Below are 14,995 nucleotides of genomic sequence, written 5' to 3' on the forward strand. Positions count from 1 at the left end.
TCAGATCTGTGGATAAGCTGAAATTTAATCTTTCTTTCAAGGCAAATATAACGTAGAATATCGCCCTCTATGAAAGGGGTTTGAAGTGTTGCCGATGGTCGGCGCAGGGATAATCCGTAAAAATTATAAGGTTGTTCTCATGGTTGTTATTCGTTTAGCGCGCGGTGGTGCAAAAAAACGTCCATTCTATCAAATCATTGTAACTGATAGCCGCAATGCACGTGATGGTCGTTTCATCGAGCGTATTGGTTTCTTTAACCCAACTGCACAAGGTAAAGCTGAAAAAATTCGTTTAGATGCTGACCGTTTTGCTCACTGGGTTGCTCAAGGCGCTCAACCTTCAGATCGCGTTGCTTCTTTAGCTGCTCAAGCTAAAAAAGCTGCAACTACTGCATAATAGTAGTAGGTAGCCCATGACATCAGTACAGAATGTGCCAGAAGATCGTATTCAGATTGGACAGTTGCGTTCAGCTTATGGATTGAATGGGTGGCTCTGGGTGTATTCAAATACTGAACCCATGAGCAATATGTTTGACTACCTTCCTTGGTACATCGAGACCAAGGCAGGTTGGCAAACCATAGATGTAAAACGTTGGAAACCACATGGCAAAGGCTTGGTTGTTGCATTAAAGGACGTGAATGATCGTACGGGTGCGGAAAATCTGGTTGGCGCGAATATTTGGATTGCCAAATCCCAGCTTCCTAAAGCAGATGTAGACGAGTACTACTGGTCTGATCTTAAAGGTCTAACGGTGTTAGGTCTTGATGATGAAGAGCAAGAAGTTAATCTTGGTCAAATCTACGAACTGTTTGAAACAGGTGCCAATGATGTCATGGTCGTCAAAGCGACCCCTGATAGCATTGATGCTGAAGAGCGAATGATTCCTTGGCATAAAGATGTGGTGCAACGCGTTGATCTTGAAGCTGGTCGTATTTACGTCAATTGGGGCGTAGACTACTAATCCTTTCGAGGAAGGTAGCGCAGCAGGAAAATAGAGGAGTCTGCGGTGTTTTTTGCAGTCATCACATTATTTCCTGAAATGTTTGAAGCGATTACAGCGTACGGGATTAGCGGACGTGCAGCAAAGCGTGACATCGTGCAAGTGACTTGCATTAACCCACGAGATTTTGCTGAGGGTAACTACAAACGAGTGGATGAACGTCCTTTCGGTGGTGGTCCGGGTATGGTGATGATGGCCGAGCCATTGGCAAAAGCAATTAACCATGCCAAACAACTTGCAACACAAGCAGGCTGTGTTCATGCCCCAGTGGTGTATATGTCACCGCAAGGCAAAACCTTAAATGAACAGGCAGTACAACAATTCGTTGATTACGATGGTTTGATTGTATTGTGTGGACGTTATGAAGGGGTCGATGAGCGTTTAATCCAGCATTATGTTGATCAAGAGTGGTCAATTGGGGATTACGTCTTATCGGGTGGTGAACTACCAGCGATGGTGTTGCTTGATAGTATTATTCGTCGATTGCCCAATGTCATGTCTGACGAGCAATCTGCGATACAAGATTCTTTTGTGGATGGTTTACTGGATTGTCCACAATATACCAAGCCTGACCATTTTGAAGGGCTGGATGTGCCTGAGGTACTTAAATCAGGACATCATGCCAATATTGAGAAATGGCGTTTTTTGCAGCGTTATCAACGAACTTTAGATCGCCGACCAGAATTGGTGGAAAAAGTAGCGTTGAGCAGACAGCAAATGAAATGGTTAAAAAATTCCAAAGGTTAAACTGGTATCAGTTTGTCTTTGTACCCGACGAGAAGCTTTGCTTCGAGTTCTACTTAAACTTAGTTTAAGTTAAAAATAGGCTCTTTAAGACGTTGGTCTTAAGGGGAAAGTTAAACGGGAGATATGCGCTTTAGCCTCTATTCCCAGCGGTGTCAGAGACCTCTTCTCTCCCGCACATATTGGAGATTCCACAATGAGTGGTAAACATCCTTTAGTTCAAGCTGTTGAAAATGCACAGTTAAAATCAGACATCCCTGCTTTTGCACCGGGCGATACAGTTATCGTTCAAGTTAAAGTAAAAGAGGGTGACCGTGAGCGTCTTCAAGCATTTGAAGGTGTTGTAATCGCGAAGAAAAACCGTGGTTTAAACTCTGCTTTCACAGTTCGTAAAATCTCTAGCGGTGTTGGTGTTGAGCGTGTTTTCCAAACTCACTCTCCAATCGTTGCTAAAATCGAAGTGAAACGTCGTGGTGACGTTCGTCGTGCTAAACTTTACTACCTACGCGAGTTGTCTGGTAAAGCTGCACGTATTCGTGAAAAGTTACCAGCTCGTAAACAAGGTTAATTTTAACTTTGTTGTAAAGCAAGAAAATGCGCCTTTGGCGCATTTTTTTATGTCTGTTTGTGGCTAAAAGCCAATCCTTTTTTAAATCCTAGGCCGAGTTTTGCTAAAATAGGTCTTTATGCTTTGATTTTTCTTTTATGAAAAAAAGTTCTTATCGTCATTTAAGCGGTGTTTTCCTATTAAATAAACCTTTAGGTTTAAGCTCTAACTCAGCATTGCAAAAGGTGCGTCGTCTTTTTAATGCACAAAAAGCAGGGCATACCGGTGCGCTCGATCCATTAGCGACAGGTTTATTGCCGATCTGTTTAGGCGAAGCGACCAAGTTTTCGCATTATTTACTCGATTCGACCAAACGTTATCAAACCACGGTCAAGTTAGGACAAACCACGGCGACCGGTGATGTTGAAGGTGAAATTCTCCAGCAGAGAGAAGTACCAACTTTAACGGCTGAAGGTATTGAACAGGTGTTGGCGCAATTCAGAGGCGATATTCAGCAAGTGCCACCGATGTATTCAGCCTTGAAGCGTGAAGGTCGTCCACTCTATGAATTAGCACGTAAAGGGATCGAAATTGAGCGTGAAGCGCGCCCAGTCACCATCTATGAATTAACACTGATTAGTTTTACTGAAGATAGCTTAACGCTGGATGTGACCTGTTCAAAGGGTACATATATCCGTGTCTTAGGTGAAGATATTGGTGAGGTTTTGGGCTGTGGTGGCCATTTAACCCAATTGCATCGTACTCAAACAGGCCATTTTGAGATTAATCCAAGTTATACCATTGAATATCTCGAAAGCCTTTCTTTGGAAGAACGGGATGCATTATTACTGTCAGTCTATGCACCTGTTGAGCATTTTCCTCGGGTGCAATTGCCTGAAGGCCGTGAAAAGTATTTTGGTAACGGTCAGGAAAGTAACATTGATCATGAAGCCGCAGCTGAAGTGTTGGTTTTTGATGGTGAACGTTGCCTAGGCTTGGCTGAAATCACCGATAAAAAACGTCTAGTACCAAAACGCTTGTTAAATTTATAAGAGTATCGTCAATGGAATGGGAACTGATTCTAACCTTAGTGTTCTTTGCTTTTTGTGCAGGAACCATTGATGCTGCCGTAGGTGGCGGCGGTTTGATTCAGATTCCTGCCCTGATGGGGGCTTTACCACAAACCGCACCTGCCACCTTATTTGGCACCAATAAACTGGCCTCGATTTGTGGCACAGGGTCGGCGGCTTTTTCATTTGTACGCCGTGTAAAATTGCAATGGTCGTTGCTCGGTGTGATTGCATTATTCGCCTTTATCAGCTCATTTATTGGGGCGGCGTGTGTATCGTTAGTACCCACACATATTTTAAGACCAATTGTTTTGGTCATGTTGATCGTGATTGCGATTTATACCTTTATGAAGAAGCAATTTGGGCAAGTGCATGTCGATCAACAAATCACGCCTAAGTTATTGGTACTGGCTGCAATTGGCAGTTTAGCGATTGGTTTCTATGATGGTATTTTTGGCCCAGGTACGGGCAGTTTCTTTATTTTCTTTTTTATTCGTTTTTTGCAAGTCGACTTTCTACATGCTTCGGCATTATCTAAAATCGGCAACTTCATGACTAATCTGGCAGCACTGAGTTTCTTTATTCCGACAGGACATGTGTTGTTTGCATTGGGGCTGATGATGGCGGTTGCCAATATTGCAGGCTCGTTATTGGGTGTACGTTTGGCTCTAAAATACGGCAGTGGCTTTATCCGTATTTTATTCTTGATTTTAGTGAGTATTTTAATCTGTCGCTTGGGTTATCAGATTTTGAGTGGAACATCGTAAATATTTTAATAAATAAGGGGTGATATCCTGCGATCACCGCTATTACTGAATAAACCATTAACTTCAGGTTAATAATCAGCACTGTAGGTTGATTGATCAAAATTCCATAAAGCGCTTTTATAGATTCAGAATAAAACTGTGATCTATAGGTAAGCACACATGGAAGGCTCAGTTCAGAATAAAGAACGGTTATGGACAAAGCGGCGTCATGCGAAACAGCTAAAGCTGGACATGGCAAACCAATATACCGATGGTGTGATCATTCCAACTCAAGACATTATTAAAGTCTTGGAAACATTGATTACACCGGGTGATAAAGTTGTCCTCGAAGGCAATAATCAAAAACAAGCAGATTTTTTATCACGTTCTTTGGCACAAACCAATCCAGATGTTTTGCATGATCTGCATATGATCATGCCGAGCGTAGGTCGTTCAGAACATCTCGACTTATTTGAGAAAGGTATTGCTCGCAAATTGGATTTTTCTTTTGCTGGTCCACAGAGTTTGCGTATTAGCCAGCTGATTGAAGATGGGTTATTAGAAGTTGGTGCGATTCATACCTATATCGAATTGTATTCACGCTTGGTGGTCGATCTCATTCCAAATGTGGTGTTATCGGCGGGCTTTATGGCAGACCGTCAAGGCAATATTTACACGGGTCCAAGTACGGAAGATTCTCCTGCACTCATTGAACCTGCGGCTTTTAGCGATGGGATTGTGATTGTACAAGTTAACGAACTGGTCGATGACGTTTCAGAGTTACCACGTGTCGATATTCCTGCTTCTTGGGTTGATTACGTGGTTGTGGCGGATCAGCCTTTTTATATCGAACCACTATTTACTCGTGATCCAAAACATATCAAACCCGTTCATGTACTTATGGCGATGATGGCCATTCGTGGGATTTATGAAAAGCATAATGTACAGTCTCTCAATCATGGCATTGGTTTTAATACTGCGGCAATTGAACTGATTTTACCGACCTATGGTGAGTCTTTAGGGTTAAAAGGAAAAATCTGTAGAAACTGGGCACTGAACCCTCATCCAACTTTAATTCCAGCGATTGAGACAGGTTGGGTAGAAAGCGTGCATTGCTTTGGTACCGAACTCGGTATGGAAAAATATGTTGCAGCTCGCTCCGATGTTTTCTTTACAGGTCGTGATGGTGCGTTGCGTTCCAACCGTATGATGTGTCAGCTGGCAGGTCAGTACGCAGTTGATTTATTTATTGGTGCAACGTTGCAAGTCGATGGTATGGGACATTCTTCGACTGTCACTAAGGGGCGTTTGGCTGGTTTTGGTGGTGCACCGAACATGGGGCATGATCCTCGCGGCCGTCGTCACGATACCCCTGCATGGTTAGATATGCGATTGCACGGTGCTAATGAAACAGAAACCTATTTGGCACGTGGAAAAAAACTGGTTGTGCAAATGGTCGAAACCTTCCAAGAAGGTGGAAAACCAACTTTTGTGAAACGCCTTGATGCGATTGATGTTGCTAAAACAGCAGGTCTACCTTTAGCACCGATCATGATTTATGGCGATGATGTCACGCATTTACTCACCGAAGAAGGTATTGCTTATTTATATAAAGCAAGTAGCCAAGAAGAGCGCCAAGCCATGATTGCTGCGGTGGCAGGCGTGACCAGTATTGGTTTAAGCCAAGACCCTAAAACGACAGCGCGTTTAAGAAGCGAAGGCTTGGTGGTGTTCCCTGAAGATTTAGGTATTCGCCGCACCGATGCAACACGTGAGCTGTTAGCTGCGAAAAATATTGCCGACTTGGTGACATGGTCAGATGGTCTATATCAACCCCCTGCAAAATTCAGGAGTTGGTAATGATGGCACAAGTTCAATATCAAACACTCAGCGATAGCCAGCTTCTGGCAGATATGGCGGTCGAGGCTTTGATTGATGAAGTGAATCTGACGCCTAAACCAGCCTTGGTTGATCGCCGTGGCAGTGGTGCCCATGATGACCTGACATTGGAATTAATGGAGCGCTCTGCAAAAAGCTTAAAGCCCATGTTCGAGACGATGGCTCAAGCCGCAGTGCATCACGGAAAAGTTTGTTTAGTTTTGCGTGAAGACATTGGTGAAATTGGTCGCCAAGGTGAAAAAGTCATGATGTTGGCGACAGATGGTGTCAATACACATCGCGGGGCAATTTGGGCCTTGGGGTTAATGGTGACGGCGGCAGCGTTGGCACGTACCAATCAACAATATTTATCGGCTGTTGAGCTATGTCAGTTAGCAGGTCAGCTTGCCCAGTTTGAAGATCGTTTTATTCCTGAGCAGGCTTTAAGTCATGGTCAGCAGGTACAGAAGAAATTAGGCATTTTAGGTGCCAAAGAACAGGCTCAACAAGGTTTTCCAACGATTGTGAATTTTGGTTTAAAGCAGCTTTATCAAAGTCGCAATAAACCTATGAAAGAAGCGTTTGCTCGTCTAGATGCCTTGCTTGCCATGATGACTGACCTGACCGATACCTGCGTGCTTTATCGCTCGGGAATATCGGGTTTAAAGCGTATGCAGCAAGGGGCACAGCACGTACTCGATTTGGGCGGAAGCTCCAGCTTGGAAGGCCGACGTGCTTTGCACCTTTTAGAGATTGATCTGCTTCGTATGAAGGCTTCTGCCGGCGGTGCTGCAGATCTGTTGGCAGCAACCTTGTTTATAGATCGTGTTGAGCAGTCAACTTTAAAAAATAAAGAGGGATTTTGATGATGGAAACACTTCATTTTGAGTTTGTTGCGACAGAGCCACCTGTAAAAAAAGCATTGGTAGGGTGTGTGGGCTCGGGTGATTTAGAAATTCTGATGGAACCTGGCGAGAAAGGGAAAGCTTCTATTCATGTCGTCACTTCGGCGGATGGTAGTGCTGCACGTTGGCACAATCTGTTTGAGCGAATTTTTACTGCACAGACACCGCCAGCGGTCAAAATTGATATTCATGATTTTGGTGCAACCCCCGGTGTGGTTCGCTTACGTCTGGAACAAGCATTAGAGGAGATTGCGCATGACTGATATCGAGAGTTTGTTAAATAAACAGGATTTTATTGAACTCAGCGCAAGGGAACGTGCCAAAGCATTGTTAGATGAGGGCACTTTTCGAGAGTTACTTGATCCGTTTGCACGCGTCATGTCACCTTGGCTGATTCGGCAGAATATTGTCCCGCAAGCGGATGATGGCGTGGTGATTGCAAAAGGTTCTATTCAAGAGCACCTCGTCGTTATAATTTCAATTGAGGGTTTATTCCAAGGTGGAAGCTTGGGTGAAGTCGGTGGTGCCAAAATTGCGGGTGCTTTAGAGCTTGCGGTTGAAGATAATCTTAAGGGTATTCCTACTGCTGCAATTTTACTGTTAGAGACGGGTGGCGTTCGCTTACAAGAGGCAAATCTAGGTTTGGCTGCAATTGCTGAAATTCAGGCCGCAATTGTGAATTTACGTCAGTATCAACCCGTGATTGCTGTGGTTGCTGGGAGTGTCGGGTGCTTTGGTGGTATGTCAATTGCTGCCGGATTATGCAGTTATATTGTGATGACGCAAGAAGGCAGATTGGGGTTGAATGGCCCACAAGTGATTGAGCAGGAAGCAGGCATACAAGAATATAACGCCAAAGATCGTCCATTTATTTGGAGTATTACAGGTGGTAATCAGCGCTTCGCCAGTGGTTTGGCCGATGCTTATGTGGATGATGACCGCAATATAATCCGTCAACAAGTGATTGATTATTTGAAACAAGGTTTGCCTTATCAACATCGCAGTTCAAATTACGCATTTTATTTAGCGCAGCTACAACAAGTCGATACTGCCGAGCAGATTACTCCAGCACAGGTTCAGGCTTTGTATCAAGGAGAGCAAGCATGAATATCGCCGTTGATACATTAAAAGCATCTACTCGAGGTGCAGATTGGTTTAAGGCTTTTACACGAGGTTTTAAGGTAGTTGAAGGCTTTCCTGCTTCTGTTTTGGTTGCGGATGGTCAGATCGGTCAACAAGCACTACGGGTAATTGCTGTTGTTCCAGATAGTAGTAATCTGTTCCCGCGTGCAAGACAAGGTGAAGTTGGATTGCTGGAAGGTTGGACTTTGGCAAAAGCTGTTGATGACGTGATTCAGGCCGATGCAAATGCTGAAACGAAACGTGGCATTTTATGTCTGGTGGATGTGCCTAGTCAGGCTTATGGACGCCGTGAAGAATTGCTGGGTATCCATCAAGCATTAGCAGGTGCCGTAGATAGCTATGCCAGAGCCAGATTGGCAGGTCATCCTATTGTCAGTTTATTGGTTGGTAAGTCAATGTCGGGTGCTTTCTTGGCGCATGGATACCAAGCCAATCGTATTATTGCCTTAAAAGATTCAGGTGTTATGGTGCATGCAATGGGTAAAGAATCTGCTGCACGCGTTACTCTGCGGTCTGTTGATGAGTTAGAGCAATTGGCTTCAAGCATTCCACCGATGGCCTATGACATTGAGAGTTATGCAACGCTTGGATTGTTATCTCAACTTTTATCGGTTGAGAATCCAGAGCAACCAACAGTGAATGATCTTTCATTGGCAAAGCAGGAAATTGCACAAGCGTTTAAAGAGATTCATGCTGAGCCGTCCAGAGGGCTGGAACAAAGACTTCACGGACAAAATCGTCAGATGTCTAAACAGGTGCGTGAATTATTGCGTGAGCAATGGTCATGAAACTTGAGCTGGAAGCCCATGATTTACTGTGGGGCATGACGGTCAGTTGTTTGGCTGATGATGCTCCGCTTTGGGTGAAAGAGGTTTTGCTACGAGGCGATCCTGTTGTCGTTCGACGGGCAATTACCTCTGTAGATCAGGTCGTGGTGGGTGTAAGAGGGCAATTTCGTCATCAACGATATGCAACGCAAATGCCACGATCGGCCATTACTAGACAGCTTAAACCCGAAGCATTGACCCAAGTAAATACCAGTCACTTTAAACACTTGGCAGAACGTTTACAGAGTATTTCCAACATCATGAAAAGTTTTTCAGGGTGTTGGGGATATACAGGAAGTTTTGGTTTTGAACTGGCAACAGGTATTGAAACCGTCACCCAGCACAGCGATATCGACTTGTTGATTCGAGCGGAACAGCCTTTTGCCAAAAAGCAGGCAACTGCGTTACTCGAAAATTTTCAGCAAGCAGGGCTGAATGTCGATATTCAGCTTCAACTGCCAAAAGGTGGTCTGGCGTTAAAAGAGTGGGCTGGGAATCGTGGAAAAGTTTTATTGAAGCGTCCTGATGGTGCTGTTTTAGTAGAAAACCCATGGAATTAGGGAGTAGATATCATGGCTTCGATTTGGGTGTATCCAGGACAGGGAGTGCAAAGAAGCAATATGCTGCACGACCTACCACAAACGGCTCTGGTTAAAGAATACCTTGAGCGTGCATCGGATGCACTTAAAGAAGATGTCTTGTTGTTGGACAGCTCGGCTGCATTGCAATCGACACGTTCAGTACAGCTATGTTTACTGATTTCAGGTGTGGTGAGTTCAGCCCTATTAACTGCTGAAAAATTAATGCCTGATTATGTAGCCGGTCTATCGATTGGTGCTTGGTCGGCAGCAGTTGTAGCAGGCGTTTTAGCCTATGAAGATGCTGTTCGTTTGGTTGCCTATCGTGGTGAACTTATGCAAAACGCTTATCCAACAGGATATGGCATGACCGCATTAATAGGTACAGATCGCACATCTGTTGAGAAGTGGGTGAAACAAGTTTATGAAATAATGCCACAGGTTTTTGTCGCCAATATTAATGCACATAACCAAATCGTTATTTCAGGTCGCTTTGAAGCCATGAACCAAGTTGCAGTTTTGGCGAAGCAACAAGGCGTAGTGGCAAAAAAATTAGATGTATCGGTGCCATCGCATTGTGAATTATTAAGTCCGCAAGCTGAGCAGCTTGCAGCGTCTATGAAGGGAGTGACTTTAAAGCAGCCTAAAATACGTTATTTAAGTGGTACAACGGCGCGTACACTTGGCAGGCCAGAACAGATTGGTGATGACTTGGCTTTTAATATGAGTCGTACTGTAGATTGGGAAAGCATGATTCAGGCGGCATGGGAACGAGGAGTCAGATTACAGATTGAAGCTTTACCGGGAATGGTACTGACGACACTTGCACGTCGACCATTTCAAGAAGGAACTGTATTGTCATTTCAAGGAACGCGCATAGACAGCATTGGAATGGCAATGCAAAAAGAACAGGAAAATCAGATTTCTATGGGAATATGATTTAAAAAATAGTAAGTAATCCAAGGATATGAGGGATTTACAATGATTATATATGGAACAGCAATTTTAGCGATTTGTCATTTACTCGGTGATTATCTTGGCAATACCTTAGGTGTCCTTATCGGAGTAAAAGCCAATGTGGGTGGTGTCGCCATCTCTATGATTCTTTTGATTCTCGCTAAAGAATTATTAGCAAAAAAAGGTTATTTACCACAGGTGACACAGTTTGGAATCTTATATTGGTCTGGTATGTATATTCCAATCGTGGTGGCGATGTCAGCAGGACAAAATGTGGTTGCAGCGTTATCTGGTGGTATGTTAGGGCTGATCGTTTCTATTACTTCTCTGATTGGGACGGTGCTGGTTATTCGCCATTTAAATCGATTAAGTGGTGATTATGAAACCTATGAATGGACAATAGAAGGCACTGAAAAAGCAGCATAAATAATTCTCACGATAATGAATAACAAAAGGATTTAAACAATGGACGAGTTAATGACGGTATTTACAAAAAATGCTTTGGTGACTGCACTTGCGGTCACAGGTTTGATGATGTTTGTATCCCATCTGCTGTCAAAATATTTAACCAAGGGAAAACTACAAAGCTCGGCAATCGCCATTACTTTAGGGCTTGTGGTGGCTTATTGTGCAGGCGTCTATACACAAGGTACAAAAGGAATTTCTGATATTGCTATTTTCTCTGGCTTTGCACTCTTGGGTGGTGCAATGATCCGTGATCTGGCAATTGCATCAACTGCATTTGAAGTGGATGTCAAAGAAGTGAAAAAAGCAGGAAAAATTGGCTTAATTGCACTCACGCTTGGCTGTATTGTTCCTTTTGTCATTGGTGCAATGGTGGCATGGGTTATGGGATATCGAGATCCGATTTCTATGACCACGATTGGCGCAGGTGCGATGACTTATATTGTGGGTCCAATTACAGGAACAGCCATTGGTGCAAGTTCCGATGTGATTGCGCTTTCTATCGCAATCGGGCTGATCAAATCGGTGTTCTTTATGGTCGGCACACCACTGCTTGCAAAATTCATGTATCTAAAAAGTCCACGTTCAGCCATGGTCTTTGGTGGGCTGGCTGGCACAACCAGTGGTACAGCCGCGGGATTGGCAGGTACAGATGTCCGATTAGTTCCTTATGGTGCATTGGTGGCAACCTTTTATACAGGTCTTGGCTGCTTACTTGGCCCCTCTGTATTTTTTCTGACGGTAAATGCGATTTTTGGATAACTAATCAAGCATGAATATTTGCAACTTATTCATTGCTATAAGTTGCTTATCATTCATTTCTGTACATGAGAGGCAAACATCCGACACTCTGCAATCAAGGCCAGCAAATTGGGGTCACGTTCCTTACTTTTCAGGAATACCAACCCAATGTCCTGTTGCAGATGATATTGCTGTTTCAAGGGGATAAGCTTAACCGAGCTTTCATATACCGCAGAAATACGGCCGGGCAAAAGTGCAAAACCAACACCTGAGCTGACCATACTGATTAAAGTAAAAATATCATTGAGCTGTAAGGCAACCTTAGGTGAAAAACCAGCCTTTTTAAAAATGAAATCACTGTCATTATGGGTGGCAAAGCCTTGAGTTAAAGTCAAAAAGGTTTCTTGTTTGAGTAGGCTGAGATCAATTTCCTCAAAATCAGCATATTTAGAGTCTTTATTTACCGCTAAAAAAATATCATCACAGAACATGGGCAAAATTTCAAAGTCATCATCTTGCGTTGTTTCATTGAGTGCCACAATAATGGCGTCAAGTTCCGTCGTTTTAAGCTTTTTAACCAGATCCTGATTGGAGCTAAGAAGTAATTGAATATCGAGTTCACTGCGTCTTAATTTGAGTCCGCTAATCACATTTGGAATCGTTTTTACGGTTAAAGAGTAAAGAGAACCTAAATGTAGAACTTTTGCTGCAAAGCCGGCAGCTTCTCTGGTTTTATTCACCGTAATAAAAATGTCCTGTACGATTTTTTGCGCACGTTCTTCGAATACATAAGCGCTTTTTAACGGAATTAAATTACGACCTTCATTTTTAAAAAGAGGGCAACGTAGGGCACTTTCCAAGGAGTGTAAGGCTTTATGAACACTGACATTACTCAGCTGCATTTCAGTTGCTGTTTTAGAAAGATTTCCACAGCGCATAAAAGCCAGAAAGATTTGTATTTTTTTTAGAGTGAGTTCTTCATCAATTTCCATATCAATCTCCCGTTACTAACGACTTTCCTTAAAAATTATGCTTTCCCTCCGCGTAAAGTAACACCAATCGAAGCCACCATAATACAAGCCAAAGCCACCCACTGAATTAAGCTAATTCGCTCATGCAGTAGCACCAGACCAGCTAAGGCCGCTAATGCAGGTGCAAGGCTAGAAAGCGTCCCATAACTGAGCTTAGTCAGACGTTTGAGTGCCATTAAATCCAAGGCATAAGGAATCGCAGTTGCCAGTAGGGCAATCACCAGTGCTTTGCCCCAATACTGGGTATCTAGCAGTACAGGCGCATTATTCCATAGCCCGAAGGGCAGTAAGGTTAGTGCGGATAAACCAATGGCAATGGTCAAGGCATGCATACCAATATTTTGCTGTACTACACGATGTCCGTAATATATATACAAGGCCCAAAAGAACCCTGCACCCAGCGCACATGCTGCACCGATATAGGAGAAATGCTGTGCTTGAGCATCGTGCCACGGTACCATCAAAGCAATGCCTAAAATTGCAAATGCCACCCAAATATAATCACTACGCTGTTTAATCGAGAGTAACGCCAAACCCAAAGGGCCAATAAACTCTAAGCCCACCGCAATGCCTTGAGGTAACTTACCCAAAGAGGTGTAGAACAGAATATTCATACACCCTAAGGCTGCGCTATAACAGAGTAAATCTCGCCATTTCAGTTCTTTCAATTTGGAAATGATTTTCCATGAACGGAACATGATCGCGACCAGAATGGTCGCAAAACACAGTCTTAAAATGGTCACCGTGAGTGGATCAAGTGTGGCAATCAATTGCTTGGCAAAGGATGCGCTGATTTGATAGGACAACATGGACAACACCATGTATAGCACGGCGATTAACTGGATATTTTTCATGTTGATAGCCATGTCATGTAGATGGAAGAGCTGGGATATTTATTCATGAACGTCTATCCGTAGTGCAAAGATTGAGCACCATTTGTTTTTAATCTCATCGTTGATTTCAAGCTTAAGCTCAAAAGCGATCTGATTTTCACGAATAATTGTAAAGCCTAAGCGTTTATGGAATTTTAAAGATGGGTCATTATTTTTTAAAGCATGGCTGGTCAGTGTTGCAACCTGATGATCTTCAATAAATTGAATGAACTGTGTCATCAGAGCAGCAAAAACTTCTTTGTTTCGATAATTAGGGTGGATCACGAACATAGGAACAAACCAGTGTTGTCCTTCTAATTTTTCAACAGTGAAATAGCCTAATAATTGCTGCTTTTTTCGATACTCAAATAGATAACCTTGATTTGAAGCGCTAATTAATGAGGTTAAATAGGAAGCGTGATCAATCGGCTTGCCTGCTTGTTCAGATAAGCCTTCTAAGGTGATTAAGGTGAGTTCTAAATATTCTTGCATATACAGAATACCCTGATTATCCAGCCTCTTTTTGCTGTCGAGCCTGTTGCGTGGTAAAGGTACAGCCAATCGAGGCAATGATAATGGTGCCCAATGCTAGCCATTGATTCCAAAGCAACACTTCACCAAGGAAGATAAAGCCTGAGAGTGCAGCAACCGCGGGTTCCAGACTCATCAAGGTACCAAAACTCAGCGGGGTTAAACTGCGCAGCGCAATCATTTCTAAGGTAAACGGTAAGGCACTGGCTAATATCGCAAGGCCAATAAAATAATATAAATTCGGCAGTTCAAACACCCGATCGACTGCTCCTGAGAAGAGCGCGAAAGGGAGTAGACAGAGCATACCAATTGACATACCTAAGCAAACAGTATGGTTGCCTGAGATGCCCGATGGTTTTTGTCCTGCAATAATATACAGTGCCCAACACGCACCTGCACTGATGGCAAAGAATACGCCAAGCATGTCGAGACCTTGTTGTGCCTGTTGCAAAGGAAAGAGCAACATTAAGCCCAGAATGGCACAGCCAACCCAGATGAAGTCATATTTCTGCCGAGCATGATACAGCGCGACGCTTAAAGGCCCAATAAATTCAAAGGCAACGGCAAGACCGAGCGGTAAGCGTTCTAGTGATAAATAGAACAGCGCATTCATGCCTGCAAGTGCCACCCCATAAGTGAGAATGGCTTTCCAGCGCACCACTTTAAAATTGATGGTCCAGATTTTAAAAATCACCGCCAATATGATCGCACCAAAAAATAGGCGCATAGCGGAAACGGTTAATACAGGAAAGCTTTGAAATAGAATTTTGGCCAAGGAACCACTGCCTTGCACACACAACATGGCAATCATCAACAGCAATAAAGCATGTAGTGGTGTTTTCAGCATTGGGGTAGACATTTTATTATTTAACAGTTGGTATAATATTCACATAATAAGTCAAACGCCCATAAAAAAGCCACAGCATCAACTGTGGCTTTTTCGACATTATTCTAAATAT

At 43.3% G+C, this 14,995-nt stretch carries 19 protein-coding genes; 15 read left to right on the forward strand and 4 right to left on the reverse strand.

What is annotated here, in order from left to right:
• The first annotated feature begins 139 nt into the window (after positions 1–139).
• From rpsP to madM, 15 genes are all read left to right on the forward strand, one after another.
• Positions 140–397, forward strand: a complete 258-nt coding sequence (gene rpsP / locus F993_RS01070; RefSeq protein WP_004657497.1) for a 30S ribosomal protein S16 — start codon at positions 140–142, stop codon at positions 395–397.
• Between the two features lie 16 nt (positions 398–413).
• On the forward strand, positions 414–962 hold the full coding sequence (gene rimM, locus F993_RS01065; RefSeq protein WP_004657498.1) for a ribosome maturation factor RimM: 549 nt from the start codon (positions 414–416) through the stop codon (positions 960–962).
• A 45-nt stretch (positions 963–1,007) separates the two neighbouring features.
• Positions 1,008–1,748, forward strand: a complete 741-nt coding sequence (trmD, locus tag F993_RS01060) for a tRNA (guanosine(37)-N1)-methyltransferase TrmD (RefSeq protein WP_004657500.1) — start codon at positions 1,008–1,010, stop codon at positions 1,746–1,748.
• Positions 1,749–1,941: 193 nt separating this feature from the next.
• Positions 1,942–2,313, forward strand: coding sequence for a 50S ribosomal protein L19 (gene rplS / locus F993_RS01055; protein ID WP_004657502.1), 372 nt, complete (start codon positions 1,942–1,944; stop codon positions 2,311–2,313).
• Between the two features lie 137 nt (positions 2,314–2,450).
• Positions 2,451–3,344, forward strand: a complete 894-nt coding sequence (truB, locus tag F993_RS01050) for a tRNA pseudouridine(55) synthase TruB (protein ID WP_004657504.1) — start codon at positions 2,451–2,453, stop codon at positions 3,342–3,344.
• A gap of 11 nt (positions 3,345–3,355) precedes the next feature.
• Positions 3,356–4,129: a sulfite exporter TauE/SafE family protein gene (locus F993_RS01045; protein WP_004657507.1), complete on the forward strand. Its 774-nt coding sequence runs from the start codon at positions 3,356–3,358 to the stop codon at positions 4,127–4,129.
• Between the two features lie 159 nt (positions 4,130–4,288).
• Entirely contained in the window at positions 4,289–5,968 is a 1,680-nt protein-coding gene (gene mdcA / locus F993_RS01040) for a malonate decarboxylase subunit alpha (RefSeq protein WP_004657509.1), read from the forward strand.
• A complete protein-coding gene (locus F993_RS01035) occupies positions 5,968–6,852 on the forward strand; it encodes a triphosphoribosyl-dephospho-CoA synthase (protein ID WP_004657511.1) in 885 nt (294 codons plus the stop codon). The genes mdcA and F993_RS01035 overlap by 1 nt, the downstream gene beginning before the upstream one ends.
• A gap of 2 nt (positions 6,853–6,854) precedes the next feature.
• On the forward strand, positions 6,855–7,154 hold the full coding sequence (locus tag F993_RS01030; RefSeq protein WP_032812787.1) for a malonate decarboxylase subunit delta: 300 nt from the start codon (positions 6,855–6,857) through the stop codon (positions 7,152–7,154).
• Positions 7,147–7,998 carry a biotin-independent malonate decarboxylase subunit beta gene (locus F993_RS01025; protein WP_004657515.1) on the forward strand — a complete coding sequence of 284 codons (852 nt, stop codon included), beginning with the start codon at positions 7,147–7,149 and terminating at the stop codon, positions 7,996–7,998. The genes F993_RS01030 and F993_RS01025 overlap by 8 nt, the downstream gene beginning before the upstream one ends.
• Entirely contained in the window at positions 7,995–8,822 is an 828-nt protein-coding gene (mdcE, locus tag F993_RS01020) for a biotin-independent malonate decarboxylase subunit gamma (protein WP_004657516.1), read from the forward strand. The genes F993_RS01025 and mdcE overlap by 4 nt, the downstream gene beginning before the upstream one ends.
• Positions 8,813–9,421, forward strand: coding sequence for a malonate decarboxylase holo-ACP synthase (locus tag F993_RS01015; RefSeq protein WP_085942731.1), 609 nt, complete (start codon positions 8,813–8,815; stop codon positions 9,419–9,421). The genes mdcE and F993_RS01015 overlap by 10 nt, the downstream gene beginning before the upstream one ends.
• Positions 9,422–9,433: 12 nt before the next feature.
• Positions 9,434–10,378: a malonate decarboxylase subunit epsilon gene (gene mdcH, locus F993_RS01010; protein ID WP_004657519.1), complete on the forward strand. Its 945-nt coding sequence runs from the start codon at positions 9,434–9,436 to the stop codon at positions 10,376–10,378.
• A gap of 42 nt (positions 10,379–10,420) precedes the next feature.
• Positions 10,421–10,822 carry a malonate transporter subunit MadL gene (gene madL, locus F993_RS01005; RefSeq protein WP_004657521.1) on the forward strand — a complete coding sequence of 134 codons (402 nt, stop codon included), beginning with the start codon at positions 10,421–10,423 and terminating at the stop codon, positions 10,820–10,822.
• A 39-nt stretch (positions 10,823–10,861) separates the two neighbouring features.
• The gene (gene madM, locus F993_RS01000) at positions 10,862–11,623 is read left to right on the forward strand and encodes a malonate transporter subunit MadM (protein ID WP_004657522.1); all 762 of its coding nucleotides are present in this window, start codon (positions 10,862–10,864) and stop codon (positions 11,621–11,623) included.
• 53 nt (positions 11,624–11,676) lie between these two features.
• On the opposite strand, the gene F993_RS00995 is transcribed toward madM, so the two are convergent.
• Genes F993_RS00995 through F993_RS00980 form a run of 4 tightly spaced genes read right to left on the reverse strand, consistent with a single transcriptional unit; the run spans position 11,677 to position 14,895 of the window.
• Positions 11,677–12,594: a LysR family transcriptional regulator gene (locus F993_RS00995; RefSeq protein WP_004657523.1), complete on the reverse strand. Its 918-nt coding sequence runs from the start codon at positions 12,592–12,594 to the stop codon at positions 11,677–11,679.
• Positions 12,595–12,629: 35 nt separating this feature from the next.
• Positions 12,630–13,487: an EamA family transporter gene (locus F993_RS00990; RefSeq protein WP_004657526.1), complete on the reverse strand. Its 858-nt coding sequence runs from the start codon at positions 13,485–13,487 to the stop codon at positions 12,630–12,632.
• A 39-nt stretch (positions 13,488–13,526) separates the two neighbouring features.
• Positions 13,527–13,997: a GNAT family N-acetyltransferase gene (locus tag F993_RS00985; RefSeq protein WP_004657527.1), complete on the reverse strand. Its 471-nt coding sequence runs from the start codon at positions 13,995–13,997 to the stop codon at positions 13,527–13,529.
• 16 nt (positions 13,998–14,013) lie between these two features.
• Positions 14,014–14,895 (reverse strand): EamA family transporter, encoded by an 882-nt coding sequence (locus F993_RS00980; protein WP_032812620.1) that lies wholly within the window; start codon positions 14,893–14,895, stop codon positions 14,014–14,016.
• Positions 14,896–14,995 lie beyond the last annotated feature (100 nt).

The sequence above is a fragment of the Acinetobacter proteolyticus genome, from assembly GCF_000367945.1.
Lineage (GTDB): Bacteria > Pseudomonadota > Gammaproteobacteria > Pseudomonadales > Moraxellaceae > Acinetobacter > Acinetobacter proteolyticus.

Excerpts from the sequence above, each read along its gene's own strand:
- rpsP (WP_004657497.1), top strand. The coding sequence starts at position 140 with ATGGTTGTTATTCGTTTAGCGCGCGGTGGTGCAAAAAAACGTCCATTC.
- rimM (WP_004657498.1), top strand. The coding sequence starts at position 414 with ATGACATCAGTACAGAATGTGCCAGAAGATCGTATTCAGATTGGACAG.
- rplS (WP_004657502.1), top strand. The coding sequence starts at position 1,942 with ATGAGTGGTAAACATCCTTTAGTTCAAGCTGTTGAAAATGCACAGTTA.
- truB (WP_004657504.1), top strand. The coding sequence starts at position 2,451 with ATGAAAAAAAGTTCTTATCGTCATTTAAGCGGTGTTTTCCTATTAAAT.
- F993_RS01045 (WP_004657507.1), top strand. The coding sequence starts at position 3,356 with ATGGAATGGGAACTGATTCTAACCTTAGTGTTCTTTGCTTTTTGTGCA.
- mdcA (WP_004657509.1), top strand. The coding sequence starts at position 4,289 with ATGGAAGGCTCAGTTCAGAATAAAGAACGGTTATGGACAAAGCGGCGT.
- F993_RS01035 (WP_004657511.1), top strand. The coding sequence starts at position 5,968 with ATGATGGCACAAGTTCAATATCAAACACTCAGCGATAGCCAGCTTCTG.
- F993_RS01030 (WP_032812787.1), top strand. The coding sequence starts at position 6,855 with ATGGAAACACTTCATTTTGAGTTTGTTGCGACAGAGCCACCTGTAAAA.
- F993_RS01025 (WP_004657515.1), top strand. The coding sequence starts at position 7,147 with ATGACTGATATCGAGAGTTTGTTAAATAAACAGGATTTTATTGAACTC.
- mdcE (WP_004657516.1), top strand. The coding sequence starts at position 7,995 with ATGAATATCGCCGTTGATACATTAAAAGCATCTACTCGAGGTGCAGAT.
- F993_RS01015 (WP_085942731.1), top strand. The coding sequence starts at position 8,813 with ATGGTCATGAAACTTGAGCTGGAAGCCCATGATTTACTGTGGGGCATG.
- mdcH (WP_004657519.1), top strand. The coding sequence starts at position 9,434 with ATGGCTTCGATTTGGGTGTATCCAGGACAGGGAGTGCAAAGAAGCAAT.
- madL (WP_004657521.1), top strand. The coding sequence starts at position 10,421 with ATGATTATATATGGAACAGCAATTTTAGCGATTTGTCATTTACTCGGT.
- madM (WP_004657522.1), top strand. The coding sequence starts at position 10,862 with ATGGACGAGTTAATGACGGTATTTACAAAAAATGCTTTGGTGACTGCA.
- F993_RS00995 (WP_004657523.1), bottom strand. The coding sequence starts at position 12,594 with ATGGAAATTGATGAAGAACTCACTCTAAAAAAAATACAAATCTTTCTG.
- F993_RS00990 (WP_004657526.1), bottom strand. The coding sequence starts at position 13,487 with ATGAAAAATATCCAGTTAATCGCCGTGCTATACATGGTGTTGTCCATG.
- F993_RS00985 (WP_004657527.1), bottom strand. The coding sequence starts at position 13,997 with ATGCAAGAATATTTAGAACTCACCTTAATCACCTTAGAAGGCTTATCT.
- F993_RS00980 (WP_032812620.1), bottom strand. The coding sequence starts at position 14,895 with ATGTCTACCCCAATGCTGAAAACACCACTACATGCTTTATTGCTGTTG.